The sequence below is a fragment of the Acetobacter fabarum genome, assembly GCF_011516925.1.
GTDB lineage: Bacteria > Pseudomonadota > Alphaproteobacteria > Acetobacterales > Acetobacteraceae > Acetobacter > Acetobacter fabarum.
Genome location: NZ_WOTG01000002.1, coordinates 156,100 through 177,971, shown reverse-complemented (window position 1 = coordinate 177,971; position 21,872 = coordinate 156,100). Strand labels below are relative to the sequence as shown.

General features: G+C 58.7%; 18 protein-coding genes and 1 tRNA gene. 6 read left to right on the top strand and 13 right to left on the bottom strand.

Going from position 1 to position 21,872, the window contains the following annotated elements; genetic code table 11:
• Positions 1 to 47 precede the first annotated feature (47 nt).
• The 4 genes from GOB83_RS03880 to GOB83_RS03865 all read right to left on the bottom strand — a co-directional run bounded on the left by GOB83_RS03880 (position 48) and on the right by GOB83_RS03865 (position 4,520).
• Complete coding sequence (locus GOB83_RS03880; protein ID WP_264802459.1) at positions 48 to 1,655, bottom strand: alginate export family protein; 1,608 nt, start codon at positions 1,653 to 1,655, stop codon at positions 48 to 50.
• Positions 1,656 to 1,758: 103 nt separating this feature from the next.
• Complete coding sequence (locus tag GOB83_RS03875; protein WP_019088891.1) at positions 1,759 to 2,979, bottom strand: nitrate/nitrite transporter; 1,221 nt, start codon at positions 2,977 to 2,979, stop codon at positions 1,759 to 1,761.
• A gap of 293 nt (positions 2,980 to 3,272) precedes the next feature.
• Positions 3,273 to 3,989: a Crp/Fnr family transcriptional regulator gene (locus tag GOB83_RS03870; protein WP_242005726.1), complete on the bottom strand. Its 717-nt coding sequence runs from the start codon at positions 3,987 to 3,989 to the stop codon at positions 3,273 to 3,275.
• Positions 3,990 to 4,043: 54 nt separating this feature from the next.
• A complete protein-coding gene (locus GOB83_RS03865; RefSeq protein WP_165925296.1) occupies positions 4,044 to 4,520 on the bottom strand; it encodes a hypothetical protein in 477 nt (158 codons plus the stop codon).
• A 150-nt stretch (positions 4,521 to 4,670) separates the two neighbouring features.
• Between GOB83_RS03865 and GOB83_RS03860 the strand changes: the two genes are divergently transcribed.
• The 3 genes from GOB83_RS03860 to GOB83_RS03850 all read left to right on the top strand — a co-directional run bounded on the left by GOB83_RS03860 (position 4,671) and on the right by GOB83_RS03850 (position 10,369).
• Positions 4,671 to 5,072, top strand: coding sequence for a group III truncated hemoglobin (locus GOB83_RS03860; RefSeq protein ID WP_165925295.1), 402 nt, complete (start codon positions 4,671 to 4,673; stop codon positions 5,070 to 5,072).
• 28 nt (positions 5,073 to 5,100) lie between these two features.
• Positions 5,101 to 5,400, top strand: a complete 300-nt coding sequence (locus GOB83_RS03855; RefSeq protein WP_165925294.1) for a DUF1971 domain-containing protein — start codon at positions 5,101 to 5,103, stop codon at positions 5,398 to 5,400.
• A 301-nt stretch (positions 5,401 to 5,701) separates the two neighbouring features.
• Positions 5,702 to 10,369 (top strand): autotransporter domain-containing protein, encoded by a 4,668-nt coding sequence (locus GOB83_RS03850; RefSeq protein ID WP_165925293.1) that lies wholly within the window; start codon positions 5,702 to 5,704, stop codon positions 10,367 to 10,369.
• Between the two features lie 62 nt (positions 10,370 to 10,431).
• On the opposite strand, the gene GOB83_RS03845 is transcribed toward GOB83_RS03850, so the two are convergent.
• Both GOB83_RS03845 and GOB83_RS03840 read right to left on the bottom strand, forming a co-directional pair.
• Positions 10,432 to 10,944, bottom strand: coding sequence for a hypothetical protein (locus GOB83_RS03845; protein WP_086646646.1), 513 nt, complete (start codon positions 10,942 to 10,944; stop codon positions 10,432 to 10,434).
• A gap of 121 nt (positions 10,945 to 11,065) precedes the next feature.
• Entirely contained in the window at positions 11,066 to 12,181 is a 1,116-nt protein-coding gene (locus tag GOB83_RS03840) for a THUMP domain-containing class I SAM-dependent RNA methyltransferase (RefSeq protein WP_165925292.1), read from the bottom strand.
• 144 nt (positions 12,182 to 12,325) lie between these two features.
• On the opposite strand from GOB83_RS03840, the gene GOB83_RS03835 reads away from it, so the two are divergent.
• Positions 12,326 to 12,796 carry a c-type cytochrome gene (locus GOB83_RS03835; RefSeq protein ID WP_086646644.1) on the top strand — a complete coding sequence of 157 codons (471 nt, stop codon included), beginning with the start codon at positions 12,326 to 12,328 and terminating at the stop codon, positions 12,794 to 12,796.
• A gap of 108 nt (positions 12,797 to 12,904) precedes the next feature.
• Here the strand turns inward: GOB83_RS03835 and GOB83_RS03830 are convergent, their stop codons facing one another.
• The 5 genes from GOB83_RS03830 to GOB83_RS03810 form a co-directional block, all read right to left on the bottom strand.
• Positions 12,905 to 13,666 (bottom strand): SDR family oxidoreductase, encoded by a 762-nt coding sequence (locus tag GOB83_RS03830; protein WP_165925291.1) that lies wholly within the window; start codon positions 13,664 to 13,666, stop codon positions 12,905 to 12,907.
• A 167-nt stretch (positions 13,667 to 13,833) separates the two neighbouring features.
• Complete coding sequence (locus GOB83_RS03825) at positions 13,834 to 15,243, bottom strand: cryptochrome/photolyase family protein (RefSeq protein ID WP_165925290.1); 1,410 nt, start codon at positions 15,241 to 15,243, stop codon at positions 13,834 to 13,836.
• 31 nt (positions 15,244 to 15,274) lie between these two features.
• Positions 15,275 to 15,862: a hypothetical protein gene (locus GOB83_RS03820; protein WP_086646642.1), complete on the bottom strand. Its 588-nt coding sequence runs from the start codon at positions 15,860 to 15,862 to the stop codon at positions 15,275 to 15,277.
• A 220-nt stretch (positions 15,863 to 16,082) separates the two neighbouring features.
• Positions 16,083 to 16,159, bottom strand: a tRNA-Arg gene (locus tag GOB83_RS03815).
• Positions 16,160 to 16,273: 114 nt separating this feature from the next.
• Positions 16,274 to 17,416, bottom strand: a complete 1,143-nt coding sequence (locus tag GOB83_RS03810; RefSeq protein WP_165925289.1) for an alpha/beta fold hydrolase — start codon at positions 17,414 to 17,416, stop codon at positions 16,274 to 16,276.
• 59 nt (positions 17,417 to 17,475) lie between these two features.
• Between GOB83_RS03810 and GOB83_RS03805 the strand changes: the two genes are divergently transcribed.
• Together GOB83_RS03805 and GOB83_RS03800 are read left to right on the top strand one after the other, a co-directional pair.
• Positions 17,476 to 17,691: a zinc-finger domain-containing protein gene (locus GOB83_RS03805; RefSeq protein WP_086646640.1), complete on the top strand. Its 216-nt coding sequence runs from the start codon at positions 17,476 to 17,478 to the stop codon at positions 17,689 to 17,691.
• A 92-nt stretch (positions 17,692 to 17,783) separates the two neighbouring features.
• Complete coding sequence (locus GOB83_RS03800; RefSeq protein ID WP_165925288.1) at positions 17,784 to 20,171, top strand: protein-disulfide reductase DsbD family protein; 2,388 nt, start codon at positions 17,784 to 17,786, stop codon at positions 20,169 to 20,171.
• Between the two features lie 57 nt (positions 20,172 to 20,228).
• Here the strand turns inward: GOB83_RS03800 and GOB83_RS03795 are convergent, their stop codons facing one another.
• Together GOB83_RS03795 and serS are read right to left on the bottom strand one after the other, a co-directional pair.
• The gene (locus GOB83_RS03795; protein WP_086646638.1) at positions 20,229 to 20,564 is read right to left on the bottom strand and encodes a DMT family transporter; all 336 of its coding nucleotides are present in this window, start codon (positions 20,562 to 20,564) and stop codon (positions 20,229 to 20,231) included.
• 36 nt (positions 20,565 to 20,600) lie between these two features.
• Entirely contained in the window at positions 20,601 to 21,869 is a 1,269-nt protein-coding gene (gene serS / locus GOB83_RS03790) for a serine--tRNA ligase (RefSeq protein WP_086646637.1), read from the bottom strand.
• Positions 21,870 to 21,872: the final 3 nt, after the last annotated feature.

Genomic DNA, 21,872 nt, shown 5'->3' with positions numbered 1-21,872 from the left:
GAACCACATATCACGCCAAAAGCTGCCCCGGCTCATGGCATACGGACCTAGAACTTGAACTCCATGGTCTGCATATAAAACATGCCGCTTTTGGCCCCGGCCTCCCGCATACCGTGGGATGAGGCAAAACCTGCAATATCGTGCGTCCATGTAAAATGCGGGGCAAAACTCCAGGCAACCTGCACCTGGGGAGAAACACCAACAAAACCACCATGCAGGTTATTGCGCCAGGCATAGGTCTTGCCTGTTCCGTAAACCGCGTCCTGTGTGCTCTCACGCCAGAAGGCAGGCACGTGCAGCCTCAGGCGCAGGTTGGGTTTGGGAGCGGCTGTAATTAGCGGGCCAACCCCCACAAGGTTCTGGGATGTCAGGGCGAGTGTAACATCGTTATAATATGGCAATGCGACATACGGTGTTGCAAAAGTGCCAACTGCACCATTCTTGCTGTTGTAATTCCCGCCGGAAAACACATCGGCCTGAATCCCGAAAGAGGGTTTACCCAGAAGGTTTTTTGCATTCCAGCTAATGCTTCCGTTAACCGCAAATGCCCGGACCGGACGGGTTTGCGCATCCTTTTGCGCGGGACGAAACTGCCCACCCTGAAAAACCCCGGTCAGATTAACATCAAACGGACCGGCATTCCCCCATAAACGCCCGCCTATATTATCCCGGCGGGTGGAGCCTGCTTCCGTCTTGCCTGCCTGAGCAAGAGGCAGGGCCGCATTGGCACCGTTAAACAGGTAGCCAAGAAAAAACACATCGGCAAAAAGCTGGCTCTTCTGCTTCATAAAAGAAAATGATGGCAGTGCCGTGGATGTGTAGGCCCCATACATGCGGGCATTGTAACTTGTGCCATCTGCAAACACATCAATCGGCTTTTTATTGGTCTGCATGAAGTCAAACAGGTCAACACGAAAGGACTTCCACACCGCGTAGCCCCGCACGCCATCCCATGTCTGCTGCACGTTAGGCAGGTCACGGGCCGACTGCATGGAAACCGGCGCATCCAAAAATACCTGCCGCCCGCCAATAACCCCCATGCTCGCCCCCAGCAGATGCCCCTTTACCTCCAGAATCCCTTGCTGAAGGTCCAGCCGCTCGCGCTGTGTGCCTGCCTGATACCCGTAGTAATTGGAGCCACCGGCCACCCCCCACAAAAACTCGGCGTATGCGCGCACATGTTCACCAAGATGCAGGTCTGCACCATACATGTTGCGCAACAGCACACGGTTGGCGTTGGTTTTGCCTGCTGTGCCCATCATGGGCTGGTTTTCAAACACATAGCGTAGCCGCTCCTCCCCGCTCAGGGAGAGCCAGATACTGCCTGTGGTGTTCAGGCGTATGTATTTAAGGCGATTGAACCAGTCCTTATTTCTTTTTGATACCGGAACGTTTGCAAGATCGCTCCAGTCCTCGGCCCAGCGGACCTGCCCAAAGCCTGCCATTGTTCCAAAGCCGCTGGCAGCCTGCTTGCCTGCGTTGAACACCCCCCAATCCTGTGTATGGGGGATGTGCCCCGCCGCTTTTGCGGGTTTGGGCGTGTTGTTTTTCTCCACCGCCACAATGGTCTGGCGTGCAGTCGGGGCTGTATCCTGCGCGGGAGCACTGGCAGCCTGCGCCAAGGCGGGGTGTATCCCCACAGTGCCCAGCAGCACAGCCGCATGAACCGAGATTGGCCAGGTCTGAAAAAGGGCGCACCTGGGGCGCACGCGATTCTTGTTCAAGGTCACGTGTCATAATCCGTGGCTGAAAGGAAAATCAGGAAATTGCGGAAAGGCCGGTCGTGTCAGACCCATGTGCATCGGCTGGTTTGTTCCAGCTTCTGCGGCAGATGGAGACGCAGACAAGAGCCACCAGAGCGATACCGGCAAAAGCCAGAAACCCCAGACTATAAGACCCCGTTGCCTGCCGTGCGGCTCCCAGAGAGGAGGCCAGATAAAACCCGCCAACCCCACCACTCATGCCGACCAGCCCGGTCAATATGCCCACCTGCTGTGCAAAACGTGTGGGAACAAGCTGGAAAACGGCACCATTCCCCAGACCCAACACCAACATGCCCGCGAAAAAAGCAGGGAACGCCAGCCAGATCGTAGGCAGCCCCAAACCGATCAGGCCAAAAATAACGGTTGCGGCCCCATAGAGTATGCACAGCGCACGCTCACCCCCAATACGGTCTGCCAGTGCGCCACCCAGCGGGCGGATAAAGGAACCAGCAAACACTACCAGCGCGGTGCAACTCCCTGCCACTGCGGGGGAAAGGCCATACTGGTCATTAAAATAGATAGTCAGGAAGGAGGCCAGCCCAACAAAGCCGCCAAATGTTACGCCGTAAAAGAACATCAGGGCCCAGCAATCGGCTTTTTTCAAAACCGGGAGCCACGCCACAAGGCCGGCACTCGGGCGGCGGGGTGGTTCTTTGGCAAGGTAGATAAAGGCACACAGCACAAGGACAAGCGGCAGCGTGGCCAGCCCGAACACGTTGGTCCAGCCATAAAGGGCCGCAAGCCCGGGCGCGAACAGGGAGGCAAGCGCCGTGCCGGAATTACCAGCCCCGGCAATACCCAGTGCCGTGCCCTGATACTGCGGAGGATACCAGCCAGATGCCAAAGGCAGAGCAACAGCAAAGGAAGCCCCAGCCACACCCAGAACAAAAGCTACGGGAAACAGACCGGCATAACTATGTGGTGCCAGCACCCACGTTGCGGCAAGCCCTGCAATAACAAAGGACTGCATGCCTATGGCAACACGGCGCGGGCCATAATGGTCAACCAGTGCGCCAGCAACAACCCGCAGCAAAGCACCTGCAAGCACAGGCATGGCCACCAGAAGCCCCTTCTGGCCGGAGTTCAGGTGCAGGTCATGTGATATGGCTATGCCAAGCGGCCCAAGCAGCACCCAGACCATGAAAGACACATCAAAATAAAGAAAAGCAGCAAGCAGAGTGCGGGGATGACCAGCTTTGAGGAAACCTCTATCCATAACACTAATACCTAGTGCCGGACTAAACGTCAGGCACGCCCACCATGGGCAAGAAGGCCATCATTGGCCCCCAATGTAGATATCATCATGACCTTATGGATCGAATGCCAGCGTTGACATTTACCAGATCTGACCCAAGGATGACGGCATATCATTCCGATGTCAAAATGTTTCTATGCGCGGGCGACATCCTGGCAGGATGCTGTTTGTTTTTTGCCACACAGGCCACGCAAGGTGCCAAGCCATGCAGCAGCAAGACACTCTGCAAAGAGTGTAGTCCATTCAAAATGTTTTTAAAGAAGTCCGCCCTGCGCAATTCTGCGCAGCTTATTGGCATCACGCACAACCAGCATCTGGCGGGAGCGGGCCAAAAGCCCCACTTTCTCCCACGCGGCCAGCTGGCGGCTGGCAGTATAGAGCGTTGTGCCCGCCAGTTCCGCCACATCCCTGCGGCGCAGGGGAATACAAATCTCACAAGCCCCGGCCTGCACGGCGCCACTCTGCTCAACCAGCATAAGCAGGGCATGGGCAATGCGCTGCTCTGCGCTCTGGGTTGCCATTTCACGCAGGCGGTTTTGAACATTGGCAAGCCGCTGCCCGACCATGCCGATAATGTTGATCGCAATTTGCGGGGAGTTCATGGTCAGCGCCATAAAATCCGCTTTTGACCAGCTTGCAATATGCGAGGGCATCGCTGTTTCAGCATCCGCCGGGTAATACCCTTCGGTAAACAGCGCGACAGTGCCAAACATCTCCCCCGGTGCAATCATGCGCATGAGTGCCTGCGCGCCATCGCTCCCGATCTGGCGGATACGCACCGCCCCCACAAGCACCGCATAGGCCCGTTGCGCCACCGCTCCCTGCGTGAACACACCAGCCCCACCGGGCAGAACATCAATCCGCGCCAAAGACGCAACATGCGCTGCCACTTCGGGCGGCAACCCCTTTACCAGACCCAGTGCGCATATGGCCCTGACCGTATTCTGCGAAGGCGCTTTTTGCTCAGACATGCCATGACCCATACACCCCTTATGCCGCGCAGGGTATTCATGCCACGCATACGATCAGACCGGCGACCAGCCATGGCTACCCGCCACCGCACCAAAAACGGTTATCAGACCCAGCACCAGCAGAACAATATGCGCGCGATGCAAGGCGGTAAAAGCGGCATCCGGGTCACGCTTTGCCCAGACATTAAAGCGCCGGTGGAGAACAAGAGGCTCCGCAATAAACAGAACAATGGCAAACACCAGCCACAACCCCACCATGGCGTGCATCCACCAGAAACCGGGTTCAGCAAAACGTGCCCAGAGGTCCATTTTCATGACCATAAAAAGCCCGCTCAGCCCGACCAGAACCACAGCACCGCGCGCCTGCCACACAAAACGGCGCTCAAAAGCCTGAAAAGCCGCAAGCCTGTCCGCCCCGAACACACCACAGCGCAGGGCAGGCAAAGCCGCTGTTGTCGCCATGGAGACCCCGCCAATCCAGATCACGACCCCGATCACGTGCAGTGCCCGGGCAATTGCCAGTTCGTTCATCCATCCCTCCTTGGGAAGATTGCCATATTTGCCTGTCTCGCCGTATTTCTACTGCGTTGGGGGCGTGTCGGGTTTGCGCTGGCGCAATCTTTCTGCCAGTCGCATCAGATAGACTGTGCTCAACATCAGGCTGTTAAGGAGGCTCATATTATGAGCAGGCTGCCACTAAACGAGGACGGGCTGGCAACACTTGTAGACGCCTTTTACACACGTGTGCGCGCGGACCCCGAGCTTGGCCCCATTTTTGAAGATGCCGTGACCAACTGGCCTGAGCACCTGCAAACGCTCACGGCTTTCTGGTCTTCCGTCATGCTGGGTACCGGGCGTTACAAAGGCCAGCCAGTGCCCGTGCATATGCAGCACCGTGACCGGATGACGCCAGAACTGTTTGATCGGTGGCTGGCACTGTGGGGTGAGACCACCTCCACACACATGCCAGCAGATGTGGCTGCTGTTCTACAGGACAAGGCAGCCAACATTGCCAGAAGCTTGCAGCTTGCTCTCTCTTTTTACGCCAAACGGGCCATGCCCCAGCGCAACACAGCACCTTGAGGCGCTGTTCCTCGGAAAAGTGATACCCATGACCGAAGCCCTGCCCTATCGCTCCACGCCCGTATTCGATCAGGACACGCTACCTGCTGCCTTGCGCACGCGCCATAATACCAAGGCAGGTGTGTGGGGCGTGGTCCGTGTGCTTGAAGGGGAGTTGAAGCTCACTTATCTGGCCCCTCCATCTGAACTTCTGCTGACACCCGCCACCCCCGGCCTGATCGAACCGCAGCAGCCTCATTTTGTAACACCCATGGGCAAGGTGACGATGAGGGTGGATTTTTACGATCAGCCCCCTCCCCCTTCCGCGTTCTCAGCTCCCCAGTCCTGAACAGGTGTGAGCAGGTTTTTCCCATACCAACGCGGACAATCCTCCCGCGCGGCAACCCGGCCAAAATGGCGCTCCATGCAACAGAGGACCGGCCTACTGCATAGGATAAGCGGCTCCTCCCGCCCTGAATAAACATAATTTTTGTAAATAAAAATCAAACAAATGTTGTTTTTTGCAGGATAAATAACGCTGTTAAGAAAATAATATCAAATATAGATAGAGAAAGATTAGAATATTATTAATTAATTATTATTAAGGTTTCCTCCGGACATTTCTATTAAGCCCGTCAGGAGACAGCCGCATGTTGGGAAAATGCCTTACAATTTTCCGCAAACCACACGTTAACGGGCTTAAGGTTTATCTTTTTACCACGTCCCTTTTTGTTTCTGTTCCCGCTTTCGCAGCCAGCAGTGCAACGGATTATACCGTTGCTGCGGGCTCGAATTACTCGGTCAGCGATAGCCAGAATATAAACCTGACCAACAATGGCAGCACATTCATCAACTCATCGGGGAGAATTGCCGGCACAACAACCAATAATGGGATGTTAAATAATTCAGGAACGCTCAACAATACAACCAACAGCGGAACATTCTACCTGACCAGAGGAACAACCGGCAGTATTGTCAACCTTGCCTCCGGGTCCATCCGCGCCACATTTGGCACAATGGGGGACGTGAACAATTACGGCAGCATGACGCTCTCAGCCGCAGAAACCCTTAATGTTATCAACCAGCAGGATGCAACATTCTCAAACCTATCCGGCACCATAAACGGGAGTTTTGAAAATTCAGGCACGGCCAAACTCTCCGCCACCGCAGTACAGGGGGGGCTGACAAACCACGCATCGGGCACCTTTACAACCAATAGCATAATAGGGAGTGACGTAAGCAATTCGGGCATACTCAACCTGAATGGCAGCGCCATGGTTCAGGGCAATGTTGTCAGCAATGGCGGCACGGTCACACTTTCGGGTATGGGCGTTTATGTGCTGGGCACGCTGGAGGCCAACGGGGGCACATTCAATGTTATCAATGGCGCGGTAAACGCCCTTTCCGGCACGGCAAATGGCACCCTGACCGGCACCCTGATCATCAACCGTGCGGGCAACGCGCTCTATTCCGGCGTTATGTCCGGGCCGGGTGGCATATCGCTCTCTGGCGGGGCTCAGTCCTTTTCAGGGCAGAATACATATACGGGGATGACCGCAGTCAGCGCCAATGCTGCCCTGAATCTATCCGGGTCAATCGCTGGCAGCCTGACCAACAATTCGAGTGCGGCCAACCCCACCATTATTACCAGCACCGGCAAGGTTTTTGGGAATGTGCTCAACATTGGGCAGCTTACCGTTAACGGGACCATTGGCGGACTGGTGAACAACTCCAACACGGGGGTTATTCAGGCCGCCAGTAATGCGGTTTTTGAACAGTCTCTTATAAACTCCGGCACGGCCACACTCAGCAGTTCCTCCGTTATCAAAGGCAACGTAACAGACACCACCGGCTCCACCTTTAACCTGACCGGGTCATCCCAGGTTCTGGGGGATGTCAACAATGCCGGGACGGCAAACATCAATACCAATGCAACAGTTGTTGGAAACTTTACAAACTCGACAGTCCTGAACATGGATGCCGCAACCATACAGGGTGCCCTTTCCAACATTGGGGTCATGACCATTCAGAACAACTCCCATGTTGGAAGTGTGGAAAACAAAAGTGGCACGGCAACTTTTTCCGACAGCACAATAGCGGGTGCCGCGGTCAATGATTCCGGCGGCACACTCACACTCAATGCTGGCACCGTGGATAGTGTTGCTAACGCAGGCACGCTGTTACTCGCCAAAAACAATACGGTCCTGCACAACACAACCAACACGTCCGGCACCCTGACGCTGGATGGGAACACCATAAACGGGCAGCTTCTGGCCAATGGTGGTACTTTTGATGTCACGGCAAACGGCGCAACCATTGGGTCTTTAACCGGTTCGGCCAACGGCACTCTGGACGGGCAGCTTACACTGGCTACGGCAGACAACACCTATTCCGGCACGCTCTCCGGCACTGGGGGGGTGAGCGTAAGCGCATCCGGGACGCAGGTTTTTAGTGGCAATAATGCCTATACTGGCACCACCCAGATCACATCGGGCATTCTTGCCATCAATGGTGACCAGAGCACAGCCACCGGGGATACACTGGTAAACGCCACAGCCACTTTATCTGGCACCGGCACACTGGGGGGGAATACCGTCATACAAAGTGGGGGCACCCTGACCCCGGGTGATGTGACCAGCCATGTTGGCATCCTGAGCATGGCACAGAACCTGACACTGGCGAGCGGGTCATCCCAGAACTTTTATCTGGGGCAGACCAATGTTGCTGGCGGCGCCTATAACTCTCTGGTTGCCGTGCAGGGGGACCTAACCCTTGGCGGCACGCTCAGCATTACGCCCAATACCGCCGGGCCAAACGTAAACAATAACAGCCTGGACCCCGGCCTTTACCGTTTGTACACATACGGTGGCACATTAAGTGGTGCCGCAGACCAGACGCTGGCCCCAACAAGCGTTGCCCCCGGTGCTACGGCATCCTTGCAGACATCCATTGATCATCAGGTCAATCTGGTTATCAATTACGGCAACCTGACGTTCTGGGATGGTGGAAGCACCACCAACCGGAGCAACAACACGGTAGATGGCGGTTCCGGCACATGGGACGCCCAGACCGGCACCAATGACCTGAACTGGACCGACAAAACAGGCCAGACCAACGGGCCGTGGGTTAATGGCCAGTTTGTTGTTTATGCCGGCAATGCCGGAACGGTAACCGTGCAGGACACATATAACGGCGTTACAAACAATGTTGTCGCCAGTGGCATGCAGTTTGCCAATAATGATGGCAAAATATACACGGTAACCGGGGATAATATTTACGCAAACAGCGCGTCCACTCTTATCCGTGTGGGCGATGGCACCACGGCTGGGGCATCCATTACCGCCGTACTGGATACGGTGCTAAATGACCAACTGGTTTCTGGCGGTACATCTCTGGTAAAAACGGATCTGGGAACCCTGATTATTACCAAGGACCAGACCTATCAGGGAGCAACATCCATTAACGGCGGTGTATTGCAACTGGGTAATGGAGGCACGTCCGGTGCCCTTGCCGCTGGCACTGCCATCCACAATAACGGCGTGCTGGCCATAAACCACAGTGGCACCTTTACACTGGCGCAAAGTATTGATGGCACTGGTGGTCTGGCACAAAATGGTGCCGGCACAACCGTGCTGAGCGCAAACAGCACCTACACGGGGGCCACCACCGTAACACAAGGCACGCTGGAGGTGGATGGGTCCATTACCTCTTCATCCGTTGATGTCAGCAATGGTGGCACCTTAAGCGGGTCTGGCTCCGTGGGGGATACCGTTATTGGTTCTGGTGGCACCCTTGCCACCCCCGATGTACAAAACAGTGTTCGGGTGGCAGGCAATTTGCAAACTGCGCAGAACTCCACACTCGCCCTTCAGGGCACGGACCAGCTTTCGGGCAAGGTCATGAACCTTCAGGGCACGCAGTACCAGCAGTTGCAGTCCAATACACTCAGCGTTGCGGGCAGTGCTGCTCTTTCTGGCACTGTTGTTCTGAATGTTACGCCTGCCACCTCGTTAAAACTGAATGAATATTATACCATTCTCACAACAGGCAGCGGGTTTTTGCAAAAAACCTATTCCCTGCAAACCAACCTGACCAGCCCTTACACATTTATCTCACCATCGCTGTATTATAACGGGAATGATCTGGACGTACTTATGGCACGCAATAGCCTGAGCTTTGCCTCCGTCACCAATACCCGCAACGAGCGTGAAACCGCACAGATGCTGGACCGCGTGCCCCAGAGCAGCGCCATTGTGGGGGCTATGGAGCACCTGAATGCCGCACAGGCCCGCCGGAGCATGAACACGCTTTCGGGCGAGGTGCATGCTTCGGCCCGTACCGCACTTGTGCAGGACAGCTTCCTGTTACGTCAGGCAGCCATGGAGCGGCTGGATACAGCAGACTGCAACAAAGGCTATGTGGACGATACCCTGCACACGGCATCGCTCAGAACCGGCCGCAAGGATGAAGGCTGCCTGAGCGAACAGACCGTCTTGTGGGGGCAGGCTTACGGCAGCCTTGGCCACAATGGGGGCGATGGCAATGCCGCAGCCCTGCACCATTCCACCACCGGTTTTATCATGGGGGTAGATACACCCATACTCAACAACACATGGCGCATTGGCAGCATGCTCAGCTATGGCCGCACCATGTTTGATGTAGGGAGTGGGCGTGGCTCATCCGGCCATGGCAACACGGTAAGCCTTGGGGGGTATGCAGGCACACACTGGGGTGCGCTTACCCTTAAACTGGGGGCTGCCTATACGTGGAATATGCTGAGCCTACAACGCAATGTTGCTTTTCCCGGTTATACGGACCGCCTTTCAAGCAGTTATCTTGGGGGCACCGCACAGGGGTTTGGTGAGCTGGGTTACCGCCTTTACATGGGCCGGAGCATAGCCGAACCTTTTGCCAATGTGGCGTATGTCAACCTGCACACCAATGGCTACCATGAACATGGCGGGGCAGCGGCCCTGCGGGGGGCCGGAATGGATACGGGGGTTACGTTTTCCACCTTTGGGGTCAAGGCTTCTTCCAGCTTTCATGCGGGCAGGCTGCTGTTAATCCCACATGGCTCGGTGGCGTACCGGCACGCATTCGGGCTGACAACACCCACAACCCATATGCTGTTTGCCGCAGGAGGCAGCGGCAGCATGGATATTGCAGGCACACCCCTCTCAACCGATGCTGTGGTGCTGGATACGGGGCTGAGCGCCAGACTGAGCGACCGCATAAAAATCGGTCTGTCCTATACCGGTCAGTATGGCGCGCAATCGGTGGAAAGTGGTGTAAAGGCCAGCATGTTACTGAAGTTCTAGGCCATGCTCCACCAGCCTTATAAAACTGGCAGAACCTGCACTGTTTTTTTCAGGTTCTGTGCCTAAAGGTGCAAGCGCATATGGGTGCGCAGGTCATTGCACCGTTTGGCATACTGGGATGCCTTGGATGCGGTGAAGTAATTGATCAAAAACGCACCCAGCAGGGAGCCGAACGAAATGACGGTCAGCAGTTCCCCTGTAAACAGGATGGGAGCATCATAGTGCAGGGCGGAATACCACAGCAGGCCTATGCTCAACACCGCGCCACAAAACCCGAGCACGCCGGTTGATTTGAGCAAGGAATCCTCAATACTCTCAAACGCCGATGTCTCCCGCCACAAGTCAAACAGCTTGCGGTCCACATCATCCACAGCGGCGGTGTGTTCCTTTATTTCAACCTCCGTGCGTTTGTGGGGGTTTTTGCGGTGAATATCGAGTTCCTGCCGGGCCTTGGCAAACACGCGCCGCCGCTCCTTGATGGCGGGCAGGCTGATGTCCACAAAGCTGAGAATAGCCACGTTAAGACCGGCCGATAACTGCACAACGGCCTGAAAATCGCCCCATGTCACGCTCATTTTTTGGCACCTCACCCCTGGCTCACCTGCTGATCGGGCTTCCTTTTATAAAGCAGGATGGGGGAAATAAAGGGGGCGCGCAGGCATGCCCGTCATGCCCGCCCCCATACCACACTGTCCCCTATGGCAGCGGTGCGGTCTGGTACAACGAAACACGCAGCCCCCCATGGGGCACGGGGGCTTCGGGCGGCAAAAATGGCAGGCCGGTGCCGTGGGCAAGCTTTGCCTCGGTCGTGACAATAGCCACACGCCAGCCCGAAAAATGCGCCAGCATGGTTTGCCCAAACGCACTGTAAAGGGGGAACAGGCTCTGCTTGTCGCCTATGCGGGTGCCATAGGGTGGGTTGGCAATAACCAGCCCCGCAGGCCCCGGTGGTGGCCGCAGGGCGCTAATGGTGGTCTGGGCAAAGGTTGCATAGTCCTGCACGCCTGCGCGTTCAGCGTTGGCGCGGCTCATGGTTATGGCGCCAGCATCCCGGTCGCTCCCATAAAAATGGACCAACGGTGTGCGTTCGCTTTTAACCGCGCGCATCTGCTGCCATGCCTGCGCATCAAAGGTCGCCAGTTGTTCAAACGCAAAATGGCGCGCCCGGCCGGGGTTAAGGCGGGCAGCAATTTCGGCGGCCTCAATCACAAACGTACCCGAGCCACACATGGGGTCCAGCACTGGCTCCTGCCCGTTATAGCCACACTGGCGCAGGAACAGGGCCGCCATTGTCTCCCGCAGGGGGGCGCGGTTAATCGCCTGTTTGTAGCCGCGCCTGTGTAGCAGATCGCCCGATGTATCCACGCTTATGGTGCAGAGATTCTGCTCAATACGCGCACGCACCAGCACTGGTGCGTCATCCGCCTGTGTGGCCCCCAGCGTCTGGGCAATGGCTTTGCCTATGCGCTCGGCCGCAGCACCGGCATGGTACACGCGCGAGCCTGCACAGCTTGCCTCCACCCGGAAGGGTACATCGGGGCGCAGAACGTCCTGCCACGCAACCTGCCGCGCGCGCCGGTCGAGCTGGGACAGGTGCACAACGGGAAAAGACGCTATACGCGCCAGAACCCGGCTGGTCCCACGCACCCACAGGTTTGCGCGCCAGACCTCCGGCCACCCACCGCGGATAACAACCCCGCCGGGCACGGCCACGGGCTGTTTGAACCCTTTAAGCCGCACCTCCGCGCACAACACGGATTCCAGCCCCGGCACGGTGGCCAAAAATATCTCAAAGTCCTTGTCTTTCGTCATGACGCCTGAATGACAGGAAGCCAGCCCAACGGCAACTTTATCCTTGCGCGCCCCATATGCGGATCTGTGCGCAGGGGGGAGTTGAGATACAGCCAAAGCCGTGTATAATTGTTGCGAAATCGAACGATTAAGCAGGAGTTTTTCATGAAAAAAACCATTCTGGCTGTGCTTGCAGCAACTGCGGGCCTGTCCGGCCTTGCAGGGAACGCACACGCAGCAGCCGATGGTGCGCAACTGTTCGCAACACACTGCGCCATGTGCCACCAGAGCACCGGCAGCGGCGTGCCCGGGCAGTTCCCTCCGCTTAAAGGCCGTATCAACCAGATTGCAGCCACCCCCGAAGGCAAAACCTACGTTATTCACGTACTGCTCAACGGCCTGGCAGGCAGCCTGAAGGCTGGCGGCATGTCCTATATGGGTTACATGCCCTCCATGGCCGCCATGTCGGATGATGATATTGCAGCACTGCTGAGCTACGTTTCCGCCCTGTCGGGCGACGCTTCCGCCCCGGCCTTTACTGCGGACGAAATCAAGAGCGCGCGTGCAACCCCACTCCAGCCCGGCCAGATTCTGGAAGAGCGCAACACGCTTAACGCAGCCCACCCGCTGCCATAAGCCCCTGCACCATTACGGGCAGACCATAAAAAAAGCCTCCCGCACAGTGCTGCGGGAGGCTTTTTTGTTACCCCCAGTCCCTTGAAAGGCCGGGGGTAACAAAATGACTTACTGGGCCGTGTAACCGCCATCAATCACCAGTTCACTCCCGGTCATGAACTTGGATTCGTCAGACGCCAGATACAGAATGCCGTAGGCAATATCGTCCGGCTCACCCAGATGGCCAAGCGGATGCAGGTCCACCAGCTTCTGGCGTGCTTCTGCGGCATCGTTGGTCAGCCCCTGCACCATGGGGGTCCAGATATAGCCCGGATGCACGGAATTGACCCGAATCTTGTAGCCCGACTTGGCACAGTGCAATGCGGCAGATTTGGTAAACAGGCGCACGCCACCCTTGCTGGCGTTATAGGCTGCAAGGGTAGGGTCCCCCACCAGCCCTTCAATGGAAGACAGGTTGATAATGGACCCGCCCCCTGCTTTTTTCATGGCTTCAACCGCATATTTGGTGCCCAGAAACACGCTGTTGAGGTTGATGGACTGCACACGCTGCCAGTCTTCCAAACTCGTGCTTTCCACCGTGCCATTATAGGCAATACCGGCATTGTTGACCGCAACATCCAGCTTACCAAATGTCTGCTCCGCCAGATTTACGGCGTTCTGCCAGTCTGCTTCCTGCGTAACGTTGAGTTTGACAAACAGGGCCTCGCCCCCTGCAGCCTTGATTTCGGCTACCGTGTTGTGCCCGGCTTCTTCCTGCAAATCAGCCACGACAACCTTGGCACCTTCCTTGGCCAGCAGAATTGCGGTGGCCTTGCCAATACCGTTGGCGGCCCCTGTAACAATGGCGACTTTTCCTGCTACGCGGGTCATGTATCTGCTCCGTGGTTTGTTCTGTCCTGTAATTACAAACGCAAACCGAAGCCTTTGGCCTTGATGCCCGTCAAAAAAATTGTTTTCTTCACCATATTTTCAAAAAAATCAGTTCTTTACCCCGCATTGTCGGGTCATATCCGGCGTAAAGGCTACACGGGCTTAACTCATGCCTCGTTTTTCTGCGCTTTCCATGCCGCCAGTGCCCGTGCGCGCGCTACGCCGTGGTCCACAATGGGGCTGGGGTAGCCAGTCGGCTGCAACAGAGTTGCCTGCCATGGGGTATGAATATCGGGGCCACGCAGCCCCACCAGTTCGGGCACCCAGGTACGGATATACGCGCCATCGGGGTCGAATTTCTGCGATTGCAGGATGGGATTCATAATCCGAAAAAAAGGGGCGGATTCCACCCCGGTTCCAGCATTCCATTGCCAGTTCATGGGGTTGCTTGCGGGGTCATAATCCACCAGCGTATGGGCAAACCAGCGTTCGCCCTCGCGCCAGTCAATCAGCAGGTGTTTGACCAGAAAAGACGCCACAACCATCCGCACCCGGTTGTGCATAAGACCCGTCTGCCAGAGCTGGCGCATGCCCGCATCAACCAGCGGGTAACCCGTGCGCCCCTTTTGCCAGCGCGCAAGCCCCTTGGGGTCCACCCGCCATGGCATTGTATCAAACTCAGGCCTGAGGTTGCGCGTGCTCATATCCGGGTGTTCCCACAACAAGGACCACGCAAACTCCCGCCACCCGATTTCGGAGAGGAACTTACTCCCTCCATCCTGCGCGCCTGCCGCCGCCACGGCGTGCCAGATCTGTGCGGGTGTTATCTGGCCCGTGCGCAAGAAGGGAGAAAGCTCGGACGTTGCATCTTTGCTGGGAAAATCCCTGTCCTGCACATAGTTTTGCAGGGCATGGGCAATAAAGTCATGCAACTGGGCGTGTGCGTCCTGCTCGGCAAAAACGTGGTAGGGCCGCATGGCCTCGGCCCAGCCCGGCAGGTTCTGCACCGCAGCATCGGGCAAGATCCGTGCATCTGGCAAGGCCAGGCATGGGGCAAACGCCATACTTGGGGGAACCGGCAAGGGGGCCGGGTAATGGGCCGTAGCACTGGCCGCACGCCAGAATGCACCAAAAACCTGAAAAGGCTGCCCGGCCTTGCTCCGCACGGTCCATGGCTCATGCAGCAGGCTGCCCGGCGTGCTGTGCACTGCCACACCCATCTGTTTAAGCTGGGCCTTGAGCCGGGTATCCGTAGCCTTACCCGCCGGGTCGTAGCGACGGTTCCAGAACACCTGCGTACACCCGCCTTCACGCACCAGCTCGGGCAGAATCTGCTCGGCCTGCCCCGTAAACAGGTGCAGGCGGCCGCCATATGCGCGCAAGGCGTGGTCCAGCGCCTGCACACTCTGGGCCTGCCACCAGTCCAGCGCGGTTGTGCAGGTCTGGCCAGCAGGGCGTATAAACACGCACCACAGGGGCTGGCCGCTCCGCACAGCATTGGTCAGGGCAAGGTTGTCGGCCAGCCGCAGGTCATCGCGGAACCAGACCACAACGGGGGATGGGCTGGTTTTATCCATACCGGCACCTGTTACGCGCATGGTGGCCGCGTTAGTTCACCGGACCATCGGACAGACGCACAAGCACCTTGACCGGGTTGCCGTTGTCATCTGGTCCTACGTAAAAATCGCGCCATGTGTTGCGCGTAAATATCCATGTTTTGGAGAGGTTAACCCCAAGGGAGCTGCTTTTGCATGGCGGGCTGCCATCCCCCGGCTGGCTGTTGGCGCACTGGGCGGCACTCCCCCCCTTGGTGGGCAGGTACACGTTGGTTTCCAGCGTAGCTGTGCGGCCGTTCAGGCGGACTGTGCCCTCCACCCCGACTTTTTTGCTGACCTCCAGCGGCGCTCCCCCCTGCGGCGGTGCGCCCTGCACCACTACATCGGAAAAATTGGCCGGGTTGACCGAACACACTTCAGACGCAGCGGTGCTGATTGTGTGTTCCACGTCATTGACGGTCACCACCACATGCACATCAATAATGTAAACCGGGCCGGATACACACAATGTGCTCTCGCCATCATTGGCGGCATAGGGCGAACGGGGCACGGACGCCGCCCGTGCTGTGGCAGCAGGCACAAACGCAGCGACTGACGCAATAAACAGGCAGGATGCCACAACAAAAAGTTTCTGCTTCATCACCACTGCCGCACCCTTTATCCACCGTTTGTAAAAAAGCTGTCCTGAATACCACGCGCAATCTGGCATGAATGGCCAAGAATAAACAGTCTGTCCGCGCGCGAGAAGCACTTACCCGCAGCATAAACAAGGGAGAACAGCCCGGACATGTCTAACCCAAAACGGGAAAGTGTCTAACCCGGCCTATAAACCGCAGTTTTTAGCTATTTTTACAGGAGAATGGTGGACCCGACGCGATTCGAACGCGTGACCTTTGCCTTCGGAGGGCAACGCTCTATCCAGCTGAGCTACGGGTCCGTTGGCCCATCTCCTAACCTAAAGCGGGGGGCGTTGCCAAGCCTTTAATCTTTCATATCCGCCCGAACAGGCCAGCACCGGCAGAATAACCCCTGCAAGGGGCCTCCACAGGGCTTAGGGAGGAACAACGCCATCCAGTCTGGCAGGCAGGAACCATGCCGGGCTACGACCACCCAGCCCGCTGGCTCCCTGCTCCTGCGCCAGCCATACGGCAGCGGTTATATCACCCCCCGATGGCAAAAACCGCTCTGGCTGGTTGATCCAGCCAGCAATATCCCCCAGAGCCAGCGCGCCGCGCAGGTCACGCAGCAGCAGGTGGTGCCCTCCGGTTATCAGGTCCAGCCGGACGGGTGGTGGCAGTTCCCCCCATGCCTGCGCCATGGCCTGCGGGGGCACAAGCTGGTCCTGATCTCCGTACAGACACAAGACGGGGCCATGCACCCTTGGCGCCGCACGCGCTGCGCTGCGCATGAGGGCCACCAGCCCGCGCAGGGCTTCCAGCCGGGTCTGGCGCAGGGTGAGCGGGTCATAATACAGGCGGATAAGGGCTGCGGGGTTATCGCTGGCCACAACATGCACCGGCAGTTCGCGCCCCGTTACAAAACGCTTGGGAAACAGTGTGGCCAGCACATCCAGCGGAATATCCGCCCCTATTCCAAGGTCCCACACAGCAGGGGCCAGCAATATGGTCCCTGCAACATTGGGGGCATCCGGGCCGGACATAAGCAGCATAAGCACAGCGCCCCCCATGCTCTCCCCCATAAGGTAAAGCGGCACGTCGGGGTGGGTCTGGCGGATCCGGCCTTCCTCCTCACGCGCATCGGCAACCAGCTGGGCACTGCCGGCCCAGCCCCCACGCAGGGGGGCGGCCCCAAAACCGCGTATGTCGGGGGCAACAAGCGTAATCCCCTGTGCTGCCAGAGCCGGGGCGGAGTACTCCCATGCGTCCTTGCTGTCATTAAACCCGTGCAGGGCCAGCACAACCGCGCGTTCACGCCCATGGGCCTGCCACACCCGCACGGGTATGGCTGCACCATCCCGCAGGCTTATCACCCCATCAGGCGGAACAAGGCGGGCGGCGGCGGCGTACCGGGGGGGAGGAACAGGTGCGGGGGGCAGCACACTGGCGCAGCCTCCAAGCAGAGCCAGCCCACATGCAAACAGGGGCAAAGCCCTGCTCCAGCGCCGGAGTAAGCCTTTGCTCACGCGTATGGGAAAAGATGCCTGCTGCACAACCACGGCTACAATGCGTATCATCCCCCCAGACTTTGCGCCACACCCGTACCTGCCAACCTGATACGAGGCTTTTTGAACCCATGCTTATCCAACCGGCAAACCCCATCCCCCGCCCCCGTCTGGGGCATGTGGAAACCATTCTGGTCGATCAGCGCAAAATTGCCTGCGATGGCGGGCTGGGCCAGTTGGGGCACCCGCGCGTCTGGCTCAGGATCGGTGGGCACCAGACGGTCTGCCCCTACTGCTCGCGCCTGTTTGTGCTCCAGCCCGGTGCCGCAGCCGACTCCGGGCATTAATCCGGCGGCGGGCACACGATCCATTTCCCACACAGCCAGGCTTTGCGTATGCTGGCCCTCTGGACCCATACCCGTGCTGAAAGCTGACGTTGATGCGCCGCCCTGCCCGCTCCGCCACCCAACTCCCTGCCCCCAAGGTTGCGTGCTCCGCACCAGCGGCTGCCAGCACGCACGCACCCCGCCCCCTGTTTTTGCGTGGTTCTGAACAGGTGGCACGGCTTGCAACGGGGCTGGCAGGACTACTGGGGGTAGCACTGGCCTGCACTGGCAGCCTGCCCCATGCCGCACAGGCTGCGCAAAGTGCTCCTGTGGTCAGTGCCCACAGCACCGCCACCCTGATTACGGACGCCAGCACGGCCAGCGCCACTGCTCCGCTCCATGTTGCCCTGCGCCTGCAGCTCAAGCCCGGATGGCACACATACTGGCTCAACCCCGGAGATGCGGGGGACCCTGCCAGCCTGAGTGTCACCGCATCGGGCGCATTACAGGGCACCGCCCAGACCATTACCTGGCCCACGCCCCAGCGCATAAGGGATGCCTCCCTTATGTCCTACGCCTATACGGGGGATGTTGTGCTGCCGGTTACGCTGCACCTGCAACCCGGCACGCCAGACGCACACGGCTGGACAACCCTGAACGCACAGGCAAGCTGGCTTGTATGCGAGCAATCCTGCATTCCCGAAGACGGTACGTTTACCCTGACCCTGCCCACAGGGGCTCCGCTGGCCTCTGCTCAGGCATCTCTTTTTGTGCAGGCGGCCCAGCATACGCCTGTGCCTTCCCCCTACCCGGTTACAGTCAGCCCTGACGGCGTACTGCATGTGCTCGCACCGGGCCTGAACCGGCAATCCGTGGGGAATGCGTGGTTCATGCCCCAAGAACGCGGGCAGATTGCCGAAGCCGCACCACAGGCCCTGACATTTGATGCCAATGGGCTGTCCCTCCGCCTTGAACCCACAACAGGTTTTGCCCGTAACAAACCTCTAGCGGGTATTCTGGTCCTGCAGGCACCAGACGGAACCGAGCGCGCCCTGAGCGTACAGGCTACCCCACAGGCGGATACACCAGCCCCGGCACAGAGCGCGGCCCTGAGTGGAGTGCCACGCGCAATACCGGCGGCAACTCCGCCAGCAAGCACACCCCAACCCGCCCCCACACGGCCCGAAGAGCAAAACGCTGCCAGCCCCAGCCCAGCCCCCGACACAGCCGCCTCTACAGGTAACGCACCAGCGGAAAGGGGGGACACAACGGGCGACCTGCTCCGCTTTATCATACTTGGGTTACTTGGCGGGCTGGTGCTAAACCTGATGCCCTGCGTTTTTCCCATTCTGGCCATGAAGGCGCTGGCCGTGGCCCGTATGGGCCAAAGCGAGCGCAAGCACCAAAAGCAGAGTGCCATAGCTTACGCCGCCGGGGTTATTGCGGGTTTTACAGCCCTTGGCGCACTGGTCATGGCGCTACGGGTTGGGGGGAATGCTACGGGCTGGGGGTTCCAGTTCCAGTCCACCGTATTTGTGGGCATGATCACCTGGCTGCTCTTTGCCATGGCGCTCAACCTGCTGGATGTATTTGCCTTTCTTCCCCCCGCTCTGGGCAATGCCTCCTCCCGCAAACACGGGCTTGCGCATGATGTGCTGACCGGCCTGCTGGCTGTGGTTGTGGCCTCCCCCTGCACGGCCCCGTTCATGGGGGTTGCCATTGCTGGAGCCCTTGCAGGCCCGCCGCTTACCGGGCTGGTGGTGTTTGCAGCCCTTGGCGTTGGGCTGGCAGCCCCCTACGTGCTGCTGGCCTTTAGCCCCGCACTGGCCAGCCACCTGCCGCGCCCCGGTGCATGGATGGACTATTTACGCCAGTTTCTGGCGTTCCCCCTGCTCGGGACCTGCGTGTGGCTGCTCTGGGTTGCCACGGTGGAAGGGGGCGCCACAACAGTATTGCTGCTGTGTTCGGGCATGGTGTGTCTGGCATTTGCTGCATGGGTGTATGGCATTGCCCAAAAGCGCCAGCGCCACATGGGCCACAGCCGGAGTTGCACGGCCCTGTATGGTGTGGCCCTGCTGGGGCTGCTGGGGGCCATGGCGCTGCTCCCTGCCCTGCAACAGCAGGCGGCACAGCAGCCCGGCACGGTGCAGGCTTTACCCAGCGGGACAGAGGCTTTTTCGCAAAAGCGGCTGGACGCCCTGCATGCCGCCGGTAAACCCGTGTTTGTGGATATGACAGCGGCATGGTGCATTAGCTGCCTTGTGAACGAGCGGGTGGCCCTGAACACCGATGCCACAAAAGCCGCCATGGCCCGCTACGGCGTAACGGTCCTGCGCGGGGACTGGACCCGGCGAGACCCGGCCATAACGGCTTTTCTGCACGCGCATGGGCGCGACGGTGTGCCGTTTTATCTGTTTGTGCCCGCACAGGGTGATGCCGTGGTGCTCCCCCAGATTCTGACCCAGGGGCTGGTGCTCCGCACCATAACCCCCATACCCTGAGAGCCACGGCACGGCTCCACCCCACACCAAGCCCCTGCCAGCAAAGCTGCGGAGGGCTTAATGCGTGGTGGTGGAAAACAGGTTGATGACCACCACACCAGCCAGAATAAGCGCGATGCCCGCAATGGCCGGGGCATCGAGCGTCTGTTTTAAAAACACCGCGCCAATAACCGAGATCAGCACAATGCCAACACCCGACCACAAGGCGTACACAACGCCTGCGGGCAGGGTTTTAAGCGGGATAGACAGGAAGTAAAACGCGCACCCATAAGCCAGCAGGCTGATGGTCGCAGGCAGCCAGCGCGCAAACCCCTGAGACGCGGCAAGGCAGGCCGTGCCAATCACTTCCGCCACAATGGCAATGCCCAACAGCAGCAGGGGTTTGTGAGTCATCCCCACAAACCCGAAGCGGGAGTAGCGCGCCAGACGTTACGCAATGCGCTCAACACCACCCATATAGGGGCGCAGAACCTCCGGCACGGTTATGGACCCATCCTCGTTCTGGTAGTTTTCCATCACGGCAATTAAGGTACGTCCTACCGCCAGCCCGGAACCATTGAGGGTATGCACAAATGCGGGGGCGCCACCGGCCTGCGCACGGTAGCGCGCATTCATGCGGCGGGCCTGAAAGTCGCGCGTGTTGGAGCATGACGAAATCTCGCGCCAGGCGTCCTGCCCCGGCAGCCAGGCTTCAAGGTCAAACGTCTTGGCCGCGCCAAACCCCGTATCCCCCGCACACAGCAGCATGCGGCGGTAGGGAATGTTCAGTTTTTCCAACACAACCTCGGCACAGCGGGTCATGCGCTCGTGTTCGGCGTCACTTTCCTCCGGCGTGGTCACGCTGACCATTTCCACTTTTTCAAACTGGTGCTGGCGCAGCATACCGCGCACGTCCCGCCCGGAGGCCCCGGCCTCGCTACGGAAGCACTGGCTGAGTGCGGTCAGGCGCATGGGCAGGGCGGAGCCATCCACAATATCCCCCGCGACCGAAGCACTCAGCGGCACTTCGGCTGTGGGAATAAGCCAGCGGCCATCCTCCGTTCTAAAGGACTGGTCTGCAAACTTGGGCAGCTTGTCGGTGCCGTACATGGCATCATCATTCACCAGCACGGGCACCTGTGTTTCCGTGTAGCCATGCTCCGTGGTGTGCAGATCAAGCATGAACTGGCCAAGAGCGCGCTCCAGCCGCGCTAGTGCGCCACGCAGCACCACAAAGCGCGACCCCGAAAGCTTGGCCGCCGTGGCAAAATCCATCTGGCCCAGAGCCTCGCCCAGCTCAAAATGCTGTTTGGGGGCAAAGGCAAACTCGGGTCTGGTGCCCCATGTCTGCACCACCACATTTGCGGTTTCATCCGGGCCATCAGGCACGCTCGGGTCCAGCCGGTTGGGCAGGGTGGCCAGCAGGTTGGTGGTCTGGTTGCCCAGAGTGTCCACCTTCTCCTTCAGTCCTTCCATGTCCGCGCGCAGGCTAGCGCCTTCGGCTTCCAGCCCGGCTGTGTCTCCCCCTGTGCGTTTGAGGGTGCCTATCTCCCGCGCAAGGGTTTTGCTGCGGGTCTGCTTGTCCTGCAAAAGGGTCTGGGCCTGCCGTTTTTCCTCATCCCATGCAAGAAGCTGCGCAGAGACGGGGGCCATGCCCCGGCGCGCCAGATCTGCATCAAACGCCGTGGGGTCGGCTCTTAGGGCGCGGATGTCATGCATGGA